Origin of the sequence: Jonesia quinghaiensis DSM 15701, from assembly GCF_000423205.1 — a bacterium.
In the GTDB taxonomy this organism is placed as follows: Bacteria; Actinomycetota; Actinomycetes; order Actinomycetales; family Cellulomonadaceae; genus Jonesia; species Jonesia quinghaiensis.
In genome coordinates this window covers 33,558-48,929 of sequence record NZ_KE383990.1, presented here as the reverse complement: position 1 = coordinate 48,929, position 15,372 = coordinate 33,558, and the positions used below count along the sequence as shown (strand labels likewise).

18 protein-coding genes are annotated in these 15,372 nt (G+C 56.0%); 10 read left to right on the top strand and 8 right to left on the bottom strand.

Annotation, left to right across the window (positions count from 1 at the left end):
- Positions 1 to 5 precede the first annotated feature (5 nt).
- On the bottom strand, positions 6 to 773 hold the full coding sequence (gene fabI / locus G538_RS0112660) for an enoyl-ACP reductase FabI (protein ID WP_029069589.1): 768 nt from the start codon (positions 771 to 773) through the stop codon (positions 6 to 8).
- 45 nt (positions 774 to 818) lie between these two features.
- The gene (gene fabG, locus G538_RS0112655; RefSeq protein WP_029069588.1) at positions 819 to 1,538 is read right to left on the bottom strand and encodes a 3-oxoacyl-[acyl-carrier-protein] reductase; all 720 of its coding nucleotides are present in this window, start codon (positions 1,536 to 1,538) and stop codon (positions 819 to 821) included.
- Between the two features lie 139 nt (positions 1,539 to 1,677).
- On the opposite strand from fabG, the gene G538_RS0112650 reads away from it, so the two are divergent.
- The 3 genes from G538_RS0112650 (at position 1,678) to G538_RS0112640 (ending at position 3,227) form a co-directional block, all read left to right on the top strand.
- Positions 1,678 to 1,983, top strand: coding sequence for a DUF3099 domain-containing protein (locus G538_RS0112650; protein ID WP_029069587.1), 306 nt, complete (start codon positions 1,678 to 1,680; stop codon positions 1,981 to 1,983).
- A gap of 2 nt (positions 1,984 to 1,985) precedes the next feature.
- On the top strand, positions 1,986 to 2,231 hold the full coding sequence (locus G538_RS0112645) for a hypothetical protein (RefSeq protein WP_029069586.1): 246 nt from the start codon (positions 1,986 to 1,988) through the stop codon (positions 2,229 to 2,231).
- A 63-nt stretch (positions 2,232 to 2,294) separates the two neighbouring features.
- Complete coding sequence (locus tag G538_RS0112640) at positions 2,295 to 3,227, top strand: SURF1 family cytochrome oxidase biogenesis protein (RefSeq protein WP_169514128.1); 933 nt, start codon at positions 2,295 to 2,297, stop codon at positions 3,225 to 3,227.
- 57 nt (positions 3,228 to 3,284) lie between these two features.
- On the opposite strand, the gene G538_RS0112635 is transcribed toward G538_RS0112640, so the two are convergent.
- A complete protein-coding gene (locus G538_RS0112635; RefSeq protein WP_029069584.1) occupies positions 3,285 to 4,883 on the bottom strand; it encodes an ABC-F family ATP-binding cassette domain-containing protein in 1,599 nt (532 codons plus the stop codon).
- Between the two features lie 154 nt (positions 4,884 to 5,037).
- Between G538_RS0112635 and G538_RS0112630 the strand changes: the two genes are divergently transcribed.
- Genes G538_RS0112630 through ypfJ form a run of 4 tightly spaced genes read left to right on the top strand, consistent with a single transcriptional unit; the run spans position 5,038 to position 8,033 of the window.
- A complete protein-coding gene (locus G538_RS0112630; RefSeq protein ID WP_029069583.1) occupies positions 5,038 to 5,712 on the top strand; it encodes a biotin transporter BioY in 675 nt (224 codons plus the stop codon).
- Between the two features lie 11 nt (positions 5,713 to 5,723).
- Positions 5,724 to 6,413: an energy-coupling factor ABC transporter ATP-binding protein gene (locus G538_RS0112625; protein WP_029069582.1), complete on the top strand. Its 690-nt coding sequence runs from the start codon at positions 5,724 to 5,726 to the stop codon at positions 6,411 to 6,413.
- Positions 6,410 to 7,099 carry an energy-coupling factor transporter transmembrane component T family protein gene (locus G538_RS0112620; RefSeq protein ID WP_029069581.1) on the top strand — a complete coding sequence of 230 codons (690 nt, stop codon included), beginning with the start codon at positions 6,410 to 6,412 and terminating at the stop codon, positions 7,097 to 7,099. The genes G538_RS0112625 and G538_RS0112620 overlap by 4 nt, the downstream gene beginning before the upstream one ends.
- Positions 7,100 to 7,148: 49 nt before the next feature.
- Positions 7,149 to 8,033, top strand: a complete 885-nt coding sequence (ypfJ, locus tag G538_RS0112615) for a KPN_02809 family neutral zinc metallopeptidase (protein ID WP_029069580.1) — start codon at positions 7,149 to 7,151, stop codon at positions 8,031 to 8,033.
- A 67-nt stretch (positions 8,034 to 8,100) separates the two neighbouring features.
- Here ypfJ and G538_RS0112610 read toward each other — a convergent pair whose 3' ends face one another.
- Positions 8,101 to 8,616: a DUF3995 domain-containing protein gene (locus tag G538_RS0112610; protein ID WP_029069579.1), complete on the bottom strand. Its 516-nt coding sequence runs from the start codon at positions 8,614 to 8,616 to the stop codon at positions 8,101 to 8,103.
- Positions 8,617 to 8,666: 50 nt separating this feature from the next.
- Positions 8,667 to 9,632, bottom strand: coding sequence for an asparaginase (locus G538_RS0112605; RefSeq protein ID WP_029069578.1), 966 nt, complete (start codon positions 9,630 to 9,632; stop codon positions 8,667 to 8,669).
- Positions 9,633 to 9,705: 73 nt separating this feature from the next.
- On the opposite strand from G538_RS0112605, the gene G538_RS0112600 reads away from it, so the two are divergent.
- Positions 9,706 to 10,197: a PPOX class F420-dependent oxidoreductase gene (locus G538_RS0112600; protein WP_029069577.1), complete on the top strand. Its 492-nt coding sequence runs from the start codon at positions 9,706 to 9,708 to the stop codon at positions 10,195 to 10,197.
- Between the two features lie 3 nt (positions 10,198 to 10,200).
- Here G538_RS0112600 and aspA read toward each other — a convergent pair whose 3' ends face one another.
- Positions 10,201 to 11,649, bottom strand: a complete 1,449-nt coding sequence (gene aspA / locus G538_RS16810) for an aspartate ammonia-lyase (RefSeq protein ID WP_035834338.1) — start codon at positions 11,647 to 11,649, stop codon at positions 10,201 to 10,203.
- A gap of 331 nt (positions 11,650 to 11,980) precedes the next feature.
- On the opposite strand from aspA, the gene G538_RS0112590 reads away from it, so the two are divergent.
- Positions 11,981 to 12,718: a hypothetical protein gene (locus G538_RS0112590; RefSeq protein ID WP_029069576.1), complete on the top strand. Its 738-nt coding sequence runs from the start codon at positions 11,981 to 11,983 to the stop codon at positions 12,716 to 12,718.
- On the opposite strand, the gene G538_RS0112585 is transcribed toward G538_RS0112590, so the two are convergent.
- A complete protein-coding gene (locus tag G538_RS0112585) occupies positions 12,676 to 13,680 on the bottom strand; it encodes a hypothetical protein (RefSeq protein WP_029069575.1) in 1,005 nt (334 codons plus the stop codon). The genes G538_RS0112590 and G538_RS0112585 overlap by 43 nt on opposite strands.
- Before the next feature lie 144 nt (positions 13,681 to 13,824).
- Between G538_RS0112585 and G538_RS0112580 the strand changes: the two genes are divergently transcribed.
- The gene (locus G538_RS0112580; RefSeq protein ID WP_029069574.1) at positions 13,825 to 14,931 is read left to right on the top strand and encodes an NYN domain-containing protein; all 1,107 of its coding nucleotides are present in this window, start codon (positions 13,825 to 13,827) and stop codon (positions 14,929 to 14,931) included.
- On the opposite strand, the gene G538_RS0112575 is transcribed toward G538_RS0112580, so the two are convergent.
- Positions 14,890 to 15,333 carry a hypothetical protein gene (locus G538_RS0112575; RefSeq protein WP_029069573.1) on the bottom strand — a complete coding sequence of 148 codons (444 nt, stop codon included), beginning with the start codon at positions 15,331 to 15,333 and terminating at the stop codon, positions 14,890 to 14,892. The two genes, G538_RS0112580 and G538_RS0112575, sit on opposite strands and share 42 nt — an antisense overlap.
- Positions 15,334 to 15,372: the final 39 nt, after the last annotated feature.

The following is a 15,372-nucleotide window of genomic DNA, read 5'->3' as shown; positions in this document are numbered from 1 at the left end:
TCAAACTACTGTCCCATCGCGTGGACTCCACCGTCTACATGCACGATCTCACCTGTGGTGGCCGGGAACCAATCTGACAGCAATGCTGCTACCGCACGGGCGGTGGGTTCCGGGTTGCTCTGGTCCCAACCGAGCGGTGCTCGCTGGGGCCAGTTCCCTTCCATCTGCTCAAAGCCCGGAATGGACTTCGCGGCAGTGGTGCGGATCGGACCTGCTGATACGAGGTTAACCCGGATTCCTTGCGGACCGAGGTCTCGAGCAAGGTAGCGTGCCGTGGACTCGAAGGCTGCTTTCGCTACGCCCATCCAGTCGTAGACAGGCCAAGCGAACTTCGCATCGAAGGTCAAGCCAACAACAGAACCACCATTTGACATGAGTGGTTGGGCTGCTACGGCCAATGATTTCAACGAAAATGCGGAAACTTCCATCGCCGTTGCCACGTCAGCCCACTCCCCTGATAGGAAGTTCCCACCCATGACCGTTTGGGGGGCAAAGCCGATGGAGTGAACCACACCATCAAGGGAATCAACGTGTTCAAGAACACGATCTTTCAGCGCGGCGAGGTCATCATTATCTGTCACATCGAGTTGCAATACCGGGGCTGGTTGCGGAAGCCGCTTCGCAATAGCCTGGGTGAGCTTCATCTGACGCCCAAAGGACGTGAGGATGACATTCGCTCCTTCAAGTTGTGCGAGACGCGCAACATGGAACGCGATGGAGTGGTTGGTGAGAACACCGGTGACAAGAATGTTCTTGCCGTCAAGCAGAGCCATAGTTTCTCTTTCGTGTAAAAGGGTATCGAGAGGAAGGCAAAGAGGTTAGTGCCCCATGCCCAGGCCGCCATCCACGGGAATGACAGCTCCTGAAATGTAGGATGCCTCATCGGAGGCAAGGAACCGCACGGCCGCCGCAACCTCGTGAGACTGAGCAAAACGACCTGCGGGAATGGTCGCCTTGTATTTTTTCTGAGTTTCTTCCGGGAGCGCATCGGTCATTGCCGTTTCAATGAATCCTGGAGCCACAACGTTCGCGGTAATGCCGCGTCCACCCAACTCGCGGGTGATGGAACGGGCCATTCCCACCAAACCAGCCTTAGAGGCGGCATAGTTGACCTGACCGGGCCCTCCGTAGAGGCCTACCACTGAGGAAATCATAATGATTCGCCCGCCGCGCGCTTTGATCATTGCCTTAGAGGCACGCCGCACGCAGCGGAAGGTCCCCGTGAGGTTCACATCGATGACTTGTTCGAACTCATCATCAGTCATGCGCATGAGTAGTTGGTCGCGAGTGATTCCAGCATTTGCTACCAGAACATTCACTGGGCCAAGTTCTTTTTCAATGGTCGTAAAAGCCTCATCAACGGCTTCAGATGATGTGACATCACCTACGACACCAAAAACGCCCTCTGGTAGGTCTCCACTGCGGTAGATCGTTGCGACCCGATCCCCAGCAGCAACAAACGATTCAGCGATCGCTCGCCCGATTCCCCGGTTTGCTCCGGTCACAAGTACGACTCGGCCAGCCTGGGTTTCCGTCACATTGCCCTCCACGATTGTCTGATGTCCACTGTGTAATCTATAGAAGTTTTTCGCCCATCACCGCACACGAAACGCCTGCCACACCCCAAGGATGTTTGGAGATAACCTACAAATCAGGTTCAGAGCGTAGAATCTAGGCGTGCCCAAGACTCCCCCAGCGGCCTCCATTACCTCAGCCCCGGAATCGCTCCGCGCGGACCAGGGGCGACGCATGCGCGTGTACACCCTTCAGATGCTTATTCGGTTGGGTTGCTTTCTCGCGGCATACTTTGTGTCTGGGCCAGTGCAGTGGGCCTTAATCGCTGCCGCGATATTTCTTCCCTATTTTGCTGTCGTAAGCAGTAACTCTGGGCGCAGGACCGGTCAGCGTCAAGAGGCTCCCATGGAGTACCGTGCGTTGCCTGCCGCTGACACCACCATTTCCCTCGATCAGAAGGACCAGTAACTGTGGTTGATCTACTCGGCATTGCCGATCCCGTGCAGGAACTCATCTGCTCAGGCAAAGGGTGTAAAGCACCTGCCGTCTGGGGACTGTTGTGGAACAACCCCAAAATTCACACTCCTGAACGCCGTAAGGTGTGGTTGTCTTGCGAGGACCACCGTGATCACCTTGACAGGTTTTTATCTCTGCGTGGTTTCCTCAAAGACACTGTTCCAGTCAGCGAGCTCGAGCAAGTTGATCCACCTCAGTAGTTTTCACACTGAGAGTTTCCACCGCTTATGAGACCAATGGACCCCACCTTGGAGACCAGCCCTGTGAGCACCACCCCCACAACCGCACCTTCTTCCCCAGCGCCTGAGCGCAGTCTCCTGCAGTGGTTAGGGATTGCTGTTGCTGTCGCTGTCATCGTTGTGTTGTGTATTACTGCTGGAAGGTGGCAATGGAGCCGCTACCAAAACAAGGATGCGGTCATCACAACCATTGACAATAACTACTCAGCTGATCCGGTGCCGCTGAACGACATCGTCTCTTCACCTCAACAAACCCTTGATGACTCTGCGGTGTGGACACCTGTGACGGTGACTGGACACTACGTCCCTGAAGCAACCGCACTGTTAAGAAACCGCCCCATTAATTCCACACCCTCAGTACATGTGCTGGTTCCCTTTGAAACAGCTGACGGCAACATCCTTCTGATTAACCGGGGTTGGGTGCCGTATGACGTCGATGCGGTCCGCCCCTCAAGCATTCCCTCTCCCCCGCCAGGAGATATCACCGTGACCGTTCACCTGCGGCAAAGTGAAGCGCCTAGCACACGCGATGCCCCAGTCGGGCAGGTCCAGGCGATTACCGTGTCAGATGCCTTGGACGCTGGAGCAGCCTACGGCGGGCTCAATGACTGGCCCAACTCGCCTGCTTTCGCCAATATCTACGGTGCGCTCACTGACGAAACTCCGGCGCCTAGTGAGCCAATCAATGCGTTACCAGCTCCAGATACGGCCCCTGGCTCGCATTTGAGTTACGCACTGCAATGGTGGGTTTTTGCTATCGGTGCTGGCGCAGGTTTTTTTGTGCTCATCGTGAAGGAACGCCGCCGAAAACGACGCGAAGCGCACGGCGAGGTTCACAACCCTTTCGCCGCGCTCAACGAAGATTCACACGAGAAGGCCTCTGCCTCAGCGCAGTCGTCATCGCGGCGTAAAACGAGACAGGTCGATAACGACTACGAGGACTCACTCTTTGAGTGAGTCCTCGTAGGACAGTGCACCAGTTCGCTTTGCGTTGTTGTTCTTTCGACGCGGTGTTTAAGCGAGTGACACCAGTTCTCGGTAGTCCTCGCCCCAGAGGTCCTCGTCGCCATCTGGTAATAAAAGCACCCGGTCTGGGTTGAGTGCGTCCACTGCACCTTCGTCGTGGGTGACCATAACAACGGCACCTTCGTAAGTTGCCAAGGCACCTAAGATTTCGGCTCGCGAGGCTGGGTCGAGGTTGTTGGTTGGTTCGTCAAGAAGTAACACATTCGCGGATGAGACCACGAGAGTTGCGAGCGCAAGCCTGGTTTTTTCCCCACCGGACAACACCTTTGCAGGCTTGTCTGCATCGTCACCGGAGAAGAGGAAAGAACCCAACACGGAACGTACTTGGGTGTCTGCCATGTCTGGTGCAGCGTGACGCAGGTTCTCTAAAACGGTCATCGACAGGTCGAGTGTGTCATGCTCCTGGGCATAGTAGCCAAGCTTCAATCCATGGCCAGCATCGACGGTTCCGGTAGTTGGTTTTTCAACGCCAGCAAGAATCCGCAGCAGTGTCGTTTTACCTGCACCATTGAATCCAAGGATTACTACGCGTGACCCTCGGTCAATCGCGAGGTCCACACCTATGAACACTTCTTGAGAGCCGTAGGATTTGGACAGGTTAGACGCGGTCAGAGGCACCTTGCCGCATGGTGCCGGTGTGGGGAATCGCAGTTTCGCTACCTTATCGGAAACGCGCTGCTCATCAAGGCCGTCCATCAGGCGCTCCGCGCGCTTCAACATGTTTTGCGAAGCAACAGCTTTGCTGGCTTTCGCTTTCATTTTCAGCGCTTGCGCAGTGAGCGCTCCAGCTTTTTTCTCAGCGTTTGCTCGCTCGCGGCGGCGGCGGCGTTCGTCGTCTTCGCGTTGCTTGAGGTAGGCGTCCCACCCCATGTTGTATTGGTCGATGACGCCGCGTGTTGCGTCGAGGTAGAACACTTTGTTCACAATGGCGCGCATAAACTCGTTGTCGTGGGAGATGACAATGAGCCCGCCTTCATAGGAACGCAGGTACTCGCGAAGCCACACAATTGAGTCAGCATCTAGGTGGTTGGTCGGCTCGTCGAGGAGCAGGGTTTCGCCGCCGGAGAACAAAATGCGGGCAAGTTCCACCCGGCGACGTTGACCACCAGATAGTTCCCCCAACCCGTGGGACAACATCTCGTTGTCCAGCCCAAGGTTCGAGGCGATGCGCATCGCTTCGCTTTCTGCGCCGTAGCCGCCAACGGCTTGAAAACGAGCTTCTAACTTTGGGTACCGGTCTAGTGCTTTCTCCATGACTTTGAGGTCTGTCGAAGCCATGTCTGCTTCGGTTTTCTGCATGAGGGCTAGGAGTTTGTGCACGTCTCGGATCGAGAGAATGTGATCACGGGCGCTTGTAGCGGGGTCTGACGGGCGGGGGTCTTGTGGCAAGTAGCCAATAATCCCGCTCCGCGATACTGATCCTGCTGTCGCTTGACCTTCACCGGAAAGTACCCGAGTGAGAGTGGTTTTACCTGCACCATTGCGCCCAACTAGGCCAATTCGATCACCCCCGGCGACCCGAAAGCTCGTTGGATGCAGCAGCGTCCTCGCGCCGATCCGCAGTTCCACACCGGTGGCTGTGATCACAGTTGTCCTTACGTCATTTATAGGGTTCCTCTAAAGCGTCCCACTATTCCTCATAGCAGACACAAACGCGCTCAATTCTACCGGTCCGATACTGTCAGGTCAGTTGAATATCTCCATGTCACACTGACTGGTCACTCACACCGTAGGGGGAACAATGAGTTCACAGCAGTCCGCATCACCACACACTGAGCAGGACACCTCCCAAAGAATCCAACGCTCTGGGCAACGCAACCTCAGCAGAGATGTTGCCCTTGTTGCAACCTTCGCGGCGATTATCGTGGCATGCGCGTTGACCCCTGCGATTGCTGTTGCCGGAGTTCCTGCACCGATAACTCTCCAGACCTTTGGTGTCATGCTTGCCGGGTTGGTCCTTGGTGCTCGTCGCGGGGGCCTCGCTGTGTTGTTATATCTCGCTATTGGGGCAGCAGGGCTTCCCGTGTTCTCTGGCGGTAACTCAGGTTTAGCTCCATTTGTTGGGGCGACAGCCGGTTATCTTATTGCCTTCCCCGTTGCTGCTTTTGCTATCGGGTGGGCTACCCGCAAACTGCTCGCAACGCGCGCGATTGTTGAACAGGCACAGCCAGAAACTGCGCGCCGCCTGGCACCATTCCACACCGCAACAACAATTGCCGTGTGCCTCCTCATCTCACTGCTCACTATTCATGCGCTGGGGATCGTTGGCATGCACCTGCGCGTGCCTATGCCCCTTCAAGATGCCCTTGTCGCAGACCTCATCTTCATTCCAGGTGACATCATCAAAACCACCACCGCTGTCCTCGTTTCTCTCGCAGTCTTGCGCGCATTCCCTGTCCTGCGGACGCTACGTTAACCCGCGTTCAGATGGGAATCATTACGTGCCGTGATGTGAGTGTTGAGGTTGATGGGAGGTGCATCCTTCAGCCTTTCAGCCTCGACCTCACTGAACAGCGGGTGGTGGTGCTGGGGGCAAACGGCAGCGGTAAATCGACGTTCCTCAAGCTCCTTAACGGGCTTGTCGGCCCAACCTATGGCCACGTAACCGTTGAAGGCTTTGACACGATCGACGCGTGGCGGGATGTGCGGGCACGTGTTGCGTTTACCTTCCCCGACCCAGAATCTCAACTACTCCTCCCCACAGTTGGTGAGGACATCGACTTGTCACGACGCACCGCTCAACGCCGCGGCGCACGCAAGAAGGGCGCTACAGCCCAACAGTTTCTCGACAACATTGGGCTCAATGTCCCCCTCAACCAGGCGGTTGCAACACTGTCCGGGGGGCAAAAACAGATCGTTGCTCTGCTGAGCGTGCTCGCCGCTGAACCGGACATCCTCGTGTGTGACGAACCAACAACTCGCCTTGACCTGCGGTGGCGCAACCGAATAATTGACGTTTTGGCGTCCCTTCCCCAGCGTATTATTTACGCAACACACGACCTTGAGCATGCCACCACAGCGGATCGTGCGTTGGTCATCCATGACGGTGCAGTAATTTTTGATGGCGCACCACACGCTGCTGTTCGCGCATACCGCAGGCTCATGGCGGACCTATGACACAAACGTCCACGGCACCGGTCCGTATAGCCCGGCGTATGCCAGCCGCGCAACGGTTAGGGGCTACACCCTCAATCATTGGTTCCTACCAACCTGGCACAAGCATCGTGCATCGCAGCCCGGTGTGGTTAAAGATCCTTCTTGTACTCGGGGCAGGTTTGTGCGTGGGGTTTTTTCGATCGCCACTTGTGTCAACAGTGACCTTCATCGCCGCGGTGGGGTGGTTCACGATGTCTGGCAGCAGCTGGCGCACAATAGCGAAAATGTGGCCGTTGCTCATTGCACTGACGCCAATCACGGCATACCACCTGATCACAGGGAACTCTTCCCTTGCCTATGCTGTACCGCTCGGAATCGCTGCGTGTGTTCTTTTCGCCACAACTACCACCGCAACCACCCCACTCACCACCATCATCACGCTTCTCACCCAGTCAACACGTCGACTCATCGGTGAACACGCAGCCCTTGTCGTTGGGCTGACCATCGCATTGACGTTACGAACCATTCCCTTACTGCTCGAACTATTCGCCGCCACCCGTCAGGCGCTCCATGCGCGGCATGTGCGAGCAACGCCCCTTCGACTTATCTTGCCTGTCGTCCTCAGAGCGACTGGCCACGCCCTATCAACCGGGGACGCTTTAGAAGCACGGGGAGTGTTACACGACCGTCCCACACGGGGAGAGTAACCCTCGGTCTCTCTGCGTCACACGTGACGCTGCGCTGTATTCTCCGGGTATGACCTTTCAGGACGGCAATTTTGATTCATCTCGCGTTAAGCGGCGCAGCAGCGGCAAAGCCGTAGCAGGAGGTGGCATCGGGCTCGGTGTGATCGCATTGGTGTTGCTCAGCCAACTGTTCAATGTTGACCTCACTCAGTTCGCCTCACTGTTGGGTAGCGGCACTGGAAACGGCACCTATGAGGACAGTGATCTCACTGGTTGCGACACCGCAGATCTCGCCAACACTGACGATGAGTGCAGGTACGGATGGACCATCGCGTCACTTGACGCGTATTGGGAAACCCAGTTACCTGAGCAAACAGGGGTGGAATACACGCGGCCTGGCGCGGTGAGTTTCAGTGATGCAGTCAGTACTGGTTGTGGTAGTGCCACGTCAGCGACTGGTCCGTTTTACTGCCCTGCCGACGAAACGGTCTACATTGATGTTTCGTTTTACGAGGTTCTACGGTCCGGGCTTGGCGCATCAGGGGGATCTCTTGCGCAAATGTACATTGTTGCGCACGAAGTGGGGCACCACATTGAACACATCACCGGTGTTCTCGGGGACGCTGACAACGACAAAGGCGCAGAGTCCGACTCAGTGCGTGTTGAGCTCATGGCTGACTGTCTTGCAGGAATGTGGGCAGGAAACGCAGCAACCACCGTCAACCCGGAAACTGGGCGCCCCTACCTCAACCCCATCACCAGTGACCAACTAACTGACGCCTTAGATGCTGCCGCTGCCGTAGGTGACGACAGGATCCAAGAAGCTCACTCCGGGTCAGCAGACCCTCACACCTTTACTCATGGCACCTCGCAACAACGTCAGCAATGGTTTATGACTGGTTACGAGCAAGGATCTTTCGATGCTTGCAACACCTTTACAGCAGACCAACTCTGACCTCGAGTTAGGCAAACGTCCCTTTGCCGAGACGTCAACATCCCCTGGGCGGTGCTAGCGGGCTCGGTTAGTCCTTAAACCGTGAGGTTTGGTTCCGTCCACGTGACGAACCGCATCGGCTCTTGTGAGTGTGACCGTGGTGTTTGTGGTGCTCGCTATCGCCATGTGAGTTATGCCCGTGTGCAGTACTGAGTACGCCAAGCCCCAAAATGATGCACAGGGGACGGTACAGATACGTGTCCGCTTCGAGGAATTCTTGGCTTGGTGTTGGTAGCCCGAGCCATTCGGTGGCTTTGCGCCCGCCGGCTATGCCTCTGGTCAGGAGAACGGCAGCTACTGACTTTTTCGCGAATCGAATAAAGCCGTTCCGCGGTTTGGCCGCCGCGATGACGGCCCCAGCCGCGGCGAGACCTGCCACGGTGTGGCAGGCATCAGCGTCAGGCATGTCCGAACTACCAACAACAGTAGTGGCGAGTTCCTCACGGGTCTCGAAAGGATAAGCGGAGCCTTTGGCCCAGATGACGTGGATGGCAGCGACTTTGAGGAGTCCACTGACAGTGACAAGTTTGACAAATTTACCCATGAGTTCAGCCTACGCACCTGCGACCTGCACGGCACGCCAGAACATACGCGTTACAGAGCAATAATTTCTCCAACTGGTTGCCCGTGTCCCAACACGGTGGGGAGATGACGGGTTGTGAGGGCGTCGTTGTCGTGGCCCATGCCTTTGAGGAGGTGCAACGCTAGGGACACTCGGCCGCGGTTTGTGCCATCGGAGATTTTCAGTGCAAATGTGCTGCCATCTGCGAACACTCCAGCGTGGACGGCTTCTGCACCGTCTTTGGTCATGAGGCCAGGGAATGTTTGCATCATGTCGGTGACATCGCGACCAGTTCCACCCAGGAGTTCTGGGTGGCGAGTAATCGCCTTGTACACCTGGGCGTGAGGTGAGGTTGGCTCGTCGTGCGCGGTGCGGGCTATCGTGTGGAAGCCTTGGGCAAGCCCGTGAAGGGTGAACAAAAATAGTGGCGCACCGCAACCGTCTGTTGTGACTGCGGCTGCTTGTTCCCCACACAGTGTTTCTAGGGTTGCGCGGATGTGTTGTTGCAGGGGGTGGTCAGCGTTGAGGTATGTTTCTGTGTCCCACCCGTTGGCTACGCATGTTGCCAGCATTGCTGCGTGTTTTCCTGAGCAGTTTTGCATTAGTGATGTGGGCTCTACACCTGCTGCCCGCGCCGCGTTGCGGCTTTCCTCCCCCATCGGCAAGTCTGGGGTGTTGCGCAGGGCATCAATGGTGAGCCCGGCATCATGCAGGGTTGTTGTTGTGACGTCTAGGTGTTGTTGTTCACCGGAGTGGCTGGCTGATGCCAGTGTGATCTGTTGTGGTGTTCCTGCCCACCCTGCGGTGAGGAGTGCAATGGTTTGCAGTGGTTTCAGCGAGGATCGGGCATACACTAAGGCGCTTGGGTCCCCGCCTTGAGATGCAGTGGTGCCATCTGGGGATAACACGAGGTAGCTGCCGTAGTGGACGGATTCGATGTGGCCACCACGGGTGAGAGCAATAACGGGAGCATGCGCGGGAATGGGAAGCTGAGTCACTGTTCCAGTATCTCAACTGATCATGGTTTGAACGCCTAGAATGAACGTCATCTCAACCACATGTGGAGGCATCATGGCTCGGAATATTGCGACAAATACTCGCGTTGAGTTTCCGGAACTCACAAACTTTCTCCGAGGCAACCGTCATGCCGTGTTCTTAACGTATCGCCGTAGCGGTGAACCACAGATGAGTCCGGTGGTTTTTGCGGTGGACAGTCAGGGCAGGATCTTGGTTTCTACGTACCCTGACCGTGCCAAAGCAGTGAATGTTCGCCGTGATGCTCGGGCTGCAGCGTGCATCCTTGGCGCAGATTTCGACGATGCATGGGTACAGGTGAGCGGAAGGGCTGAGGTTATCGATTTACCCGAATCGGTGGATGTTTTGGTCGACTACTATCGAGCAGCTGCTGGCGAACATCCTGACTGGGATGAGTACCGCTCAGCGATGCTCACTCAAGGGAAGTCAGTAATTCGGTTAACCATTGAAACGTGGGGGCCTGTTGCAACCGGTGGGTTCCCTGCGCATCTAGTGTCATCATCAACACCAGACGCGCAGGGTAAGTGACGTTTACAGTACCGTCGAGCGCCCTGGGGCTGCAGTGGTCGCGGGGGGCGTGACCCGCGGGCGCAGGTTGGCGAGGCGCTCCGGGCTGAGCACCAATGCGAGTTCTTCAGCAGTCATCAGTTCGCGTTCCAGCACAATTTCGGCCACTCCTCGACCGGTACTTAACGCTTCGGCAGCTATGGATGTTGCGACGGCGTAACCCAAATGTGGGTTCAGTGCTGTGGCAAGCCCAATGGAGTGTTCCACCATCTCACGAAGCCGTTCCGTGTTCGCAGTGATGCCGGTGACGCATCGGTCCGCGAGGGTGTAGCAGGCTTGAGAAAGGTGGCGAATACCTGAGTCAAGTTTGTGGAAAATGAGGGGTTCAAAAGCATTCAGTTGAAGTTGACCTGCTTCAGCGGCCATCGAGATGGCCATGTCATTCCCAATGACCTCAAATGCCACTTGATTAACAACTTCTGGGATGACGGGGTTCACCTTGCCCGGCATGATGGATGACCCCGCTTGCACGGCTGGGAGGTGAATCTCAGCGAATCCAGCACGTGGCCCTGAAGACAACAGACGAAGGTCATTGCAGATTTTGGAGAGTTTCACAGCAACCCGCTTAAGGGTCCCTGACACTTGGACAAATGATCCAACGTCTTGGGTTGCTTCAACAAGATCATCGGCCGTGACCACTGGGAACCCGGTGACATCCCGTAGATGCTCAGCAACAAGTGGCGCATACCCTTCGGGGGCGTTGATGCCTGTCCCAATAGCTGTGGCACCAAGGTTCACCTCCGTGAGGAGCAGGGCTGCTTCTCCGAGGCGGGCGCGGTCCTCACCCAGCATGATGGCGAAGGTACCAAACTCTTGTCCCAACGTCATGGGAACGGCATCTTGAAGTTGCGTACGCCCCATTTTCAGAACGTCATGGAACTCGTCAGCTTTCGCCCGGAACGCTTCTTCAAGGTGATGCATTGCGTCAGTAAGTTCAGCAATTGAGTACAGCAATGCGACCTTCAGCGATGTGGGGTACACATCGTTTGTGGACTGAGACAGGTTCACATGATCGTTGGGATTAACTACTGTGTACTCCCCACGTTCTGCTCCTAACTCTTCCAGGGCAACGTTGGTGATGACTTCATTGGCATTCATGTTGCTGGAGGTCCCTGCCCCGCCTTGGATGACGTCAACAATGAACTGGTCGCGAAACTCACCTGCCATGACGCGATCGCAGGCTCGCCCTATACCTTCTGCGAGGCGGGCATCGAGAATCCCCAACTCGGCGTTGGTGAGCGCACAGGCCCGTTTCACCGCTGCGAGCGCCCGAATGAGGTTGGGATGGGTTTCGATAGTGATGCCGGTAATGGGAAAGTTCTCGACTGCTCGCAGTGTTTGGACTCCCCAATAGGCGTCTTGAGGGATGTCGCGGTAGCCGATGAGGTCTTTCTCGAGCCGTGTATTTGTCACGGTGTCTTGCCCCTTTGTCTGACTATGGTGGTGCGCTGGGTATGCGCGTGCGGGTGGGTATCGGTGGTGGTGATACCGCCATCAGGATACCGGTGTGTGGTGTTGGTTACCTTACGGCGCGCGTGACAGTGACACACGCTGGAGCGCACATGTTGGCGTTGACGTGCGGATTTCCCATTTTATGCAGCGACTGCATTGTAGTTATCCACAGGTGCGCGGGAGGTTTCTGCAGCCGATGTGCGGCGGCGCGTAGTGTGCAGCTTACTGCGATGCCCCGTTTGTGCAGGGTCGTTTGTGTATCCGTCTTGGTTTCAACTGTGGAGGTTTTTTCATGTCTGTTCCTTCAATACCGCTCCCCCCTCCAAAGCCGGAAGAACAATACGGTCATGTGCCGCCATCACAAGACGTTGGTGGAATTGAGGAAACTGTTCCCACCACGCGAACGCCAGTCGCTTATGCGTGGGGGCAGGTTGTGGGGAATGCCCTGCGATTCCGAGTGTCGGGGGTTGTCGATGCCCTTGATCTACGGCACAGCGGGCGGGGAAACCCTTGGTTGTGGCTGCTTACCACAGGCATAGCAATTGTTGTCTTAACGACGCTTAATATATTGACAATCATCCAAATGGTTAGTTGGTATTCTCCTGGACTACTTCCCTTCAACCCGGCGCAAATGACAGGTTACCTCGTTACCACAACGGTGATCTCACTGTCTACAGCACTGTTTTTCCGAGCGGTTACACTCCGTGTCTACTTTGCAATAAGTGGTGCCAGTGAAAAAGTAACTTTCCTCCAGTGTCTGAATATCGCTTCAACCTGGTTCGCTATTGTCACTACTCTTTTTGTTCTTCCTTCACTTTTCTTTACGATGTTCATCGCTGGACTTGGCAGTCCCTTGGAAATTTATTTCCTCGTCCTACCGGTTCTCATCATCGTGCTCTTCGCTGAGTGCATTCTCTTTGCAGTCTCACGCAATTTTGCACCAAAGAAAGTATCTAACATTGTGAAGTACATTCTTTTGACGCTGCTTTATTTAGTGTTGGCGCTGTTCTTTGCCTCAGTGAACCCCTGACGGACTGCTTTGTTTGCTTGTCGCCTACGTTGTTGGCGCACAATAGCGGTGATGAGCGCTGCTGCACTAACTAGTGCAGCAGCGCTCATCACACCCCACCCGATGCGCACAAACACCTCGCGGCGGTTAACTGTTCTGAGAGCATCTTCGACAAGTTGCTGCTCCTGCATCCTTGACGCTGGTGTGTGCCCAAAGAGTGGCCCTAGGGCACCGACAAGATCCGGGTGCGCTTGGACTTGGATGTTTCCTACAGCGAGCTGGCGACCATACTCACGTTGCGCATCGGGAACCGCTGCTGTTGACGTCCCGAGCACAACATCACGCGCGTGGTCGTCGAGAGGAAGAAGAGTTGGCGTTCCCTCATCCGCATTTGTCACAGTGAAATAGCCTTGAGCAATCGTGACAATGTTCGTTACTTCGTGGGGAGGCGGAAACGCTGGATTAGTCACTGCACTGTCAATAAAATCCACAGCCCCATGATTGATTGGGGTGCTGTCAATGTCCGTGACATTCCACATACACAGAAGCATCCCCGCGACGGCAGGGTCACCATCAAGAACAGCACAGTAGTGACCTGTGGGCTGGTACGCAGGTTCTGGTGGAGGGCCGTACTTGCCAGTAGCGAGGTCAAAACTGCTCGGAGCAAGCGAATACACCGGAAGCGGCGGGCGGACTTCCACGCGGGCCACTCCACGCAGTGGGTCGTCGCTGTATGCCGCTGCTCTACGCATGAGAGCGTCATATCCATGCGCTGCGAACCATTCAGTGACCTGCGAGGGGACTGTTGGCGCCGGCACCTGAGAGGTCACTCCCAGCCATTGAGGGGGAGTTCTCATAGACACCGCGGCTTGTAATGGAGGCAAGGCGAGAACCGTGTCGCTAGGCCCGCTCATCGCAACAACCGGCCCAGCCGCTCCCCCAACCACCATGCACATCCAGGCAACAAACGCGGCAGCTTTCATCGTGTGGCTTTCGCGGCAGGGCCGTTACCGATCTATGTTGCTGGTCAGGGCATATTTACATCCCACAAACATCACCGAGGAATCGTGCACAGTTTCTTCACGCTTCCGTTTGGCAGCCCCACACCACCCGCATAGGATCAAAAGATGAGTAACCAGAGTGCGATATTTGTTGATGCTGGGTTTTTGCACTCCGTCGGGGCTCAACGCACAGCATCCACCAGTTACCGGCAAGCCGTTAAACTGCAATACTCCACGCTGGTCCGGGGCATCACCAACGCTGCCCGAGCGCACAGCGGTGTCAGCAACTTGCGCACCTACTGGTATGACGCATCCAAAGATGGGTTGCTCACCGATGAGCATAAAAAAGTCGCCATGATCCCTGGGGTGAAAGTGCGACTTGGACGGTTGAACTTCTTCGGTGAACAAAAAGGTGTTGACCTACGTCTAGCCCTCGATCTTGTTGGGCTTGCCCGTACTGGATCGGCTTCTGTGGCTTACCTGATCTCAGGCGATGACGACCTGACTGAAGCTGTCGAAGAAGCCCAGAGTTTGGGCATGCGCGTTGTCCTGCTGGGGATCGCTGATGAGTCCACCCGCATCGGTGTCACTGCTGTCGCCGAGAATCTCGCCTTCACCGTGGACGCCATTGAGCTGTTGTCTGATGACCTTCTTGAGGCGTCCTTCACTCGAACTGTTGTGCAAGGGGACGACAACCACAGCGCGGGAATCGTGGCAGCCGGAAAGATCAATGCTGCTACCGCGTCAGCTGAGCATGTCACCACTGAAGGTGGCATAACCGTTTCTACTCCAACAAACACACCGCGCATCCCCACTCCCGCTGCTCTTGCGTCAAGGCCGCCACTGTCCACACAGGTCAGCGCGCCACGCCCCGCTCCTAGTGCTGCGCGATCACATCGCCCCGGAACATCTCCCGACGAGGCAGCCACAACCATCGTGTACTCCAGCATCACTGGAAGTGCCGCATCTGTTGCAGGCCCCTCTCACAACGATGCGTCACTCATCGAAATCGCTGAAGAGGTCGGCGCAAAAGTTGCCCGAAACTGGTACGCCAACACGACCCAAGCCGAACTTTCTGAAGTGTTTGCGGACCGCCCACAGTTACCGCCTTTCATTGACCGCGTCCTTATTAAAGATTGCGCGGCAGCCATCGGTGAGACAGACACCTACCTCCAGTCGGTACGGCGAGCGCTACGCGGTTCCTTCTGGGACGAGATCGACACCATCCACTAAACTTTGTGAGCGAAGCCGCCCTGCATTTACTACTGTGACTGTTCCTGTCACAACCGCGGGTAGCGCAGCGGCAAGTGCCCACAGAGCGATGTGTCCCGCATTAGTGCCTGTCTGCGGCCCATAGAGTAGCCACAACACTGCGACAACAATCGCCACAAAAAAGCTCACGCCTTGGGCAGGGAGTAACCATGCTGGCCACAGGTATCTCGTAGCGTAACGGCGGCCAGAAAATAGGATCACTGGGAGTGCAACCATTGCGGCAAGTATCCACAGATAGTACGTCGGTAGTCCAAGCCCAATACTGCTAAGCATCGTTCCGATAACCACCCCTTGCAGTATTAACAGCGCACCTTCCCACCTGAGCACACTGGGCCTAATGTCTGTTTCTGCGGTCTGATTCATTATTGTTCCCCTACTTTCCATGATCCAGATCATACACAA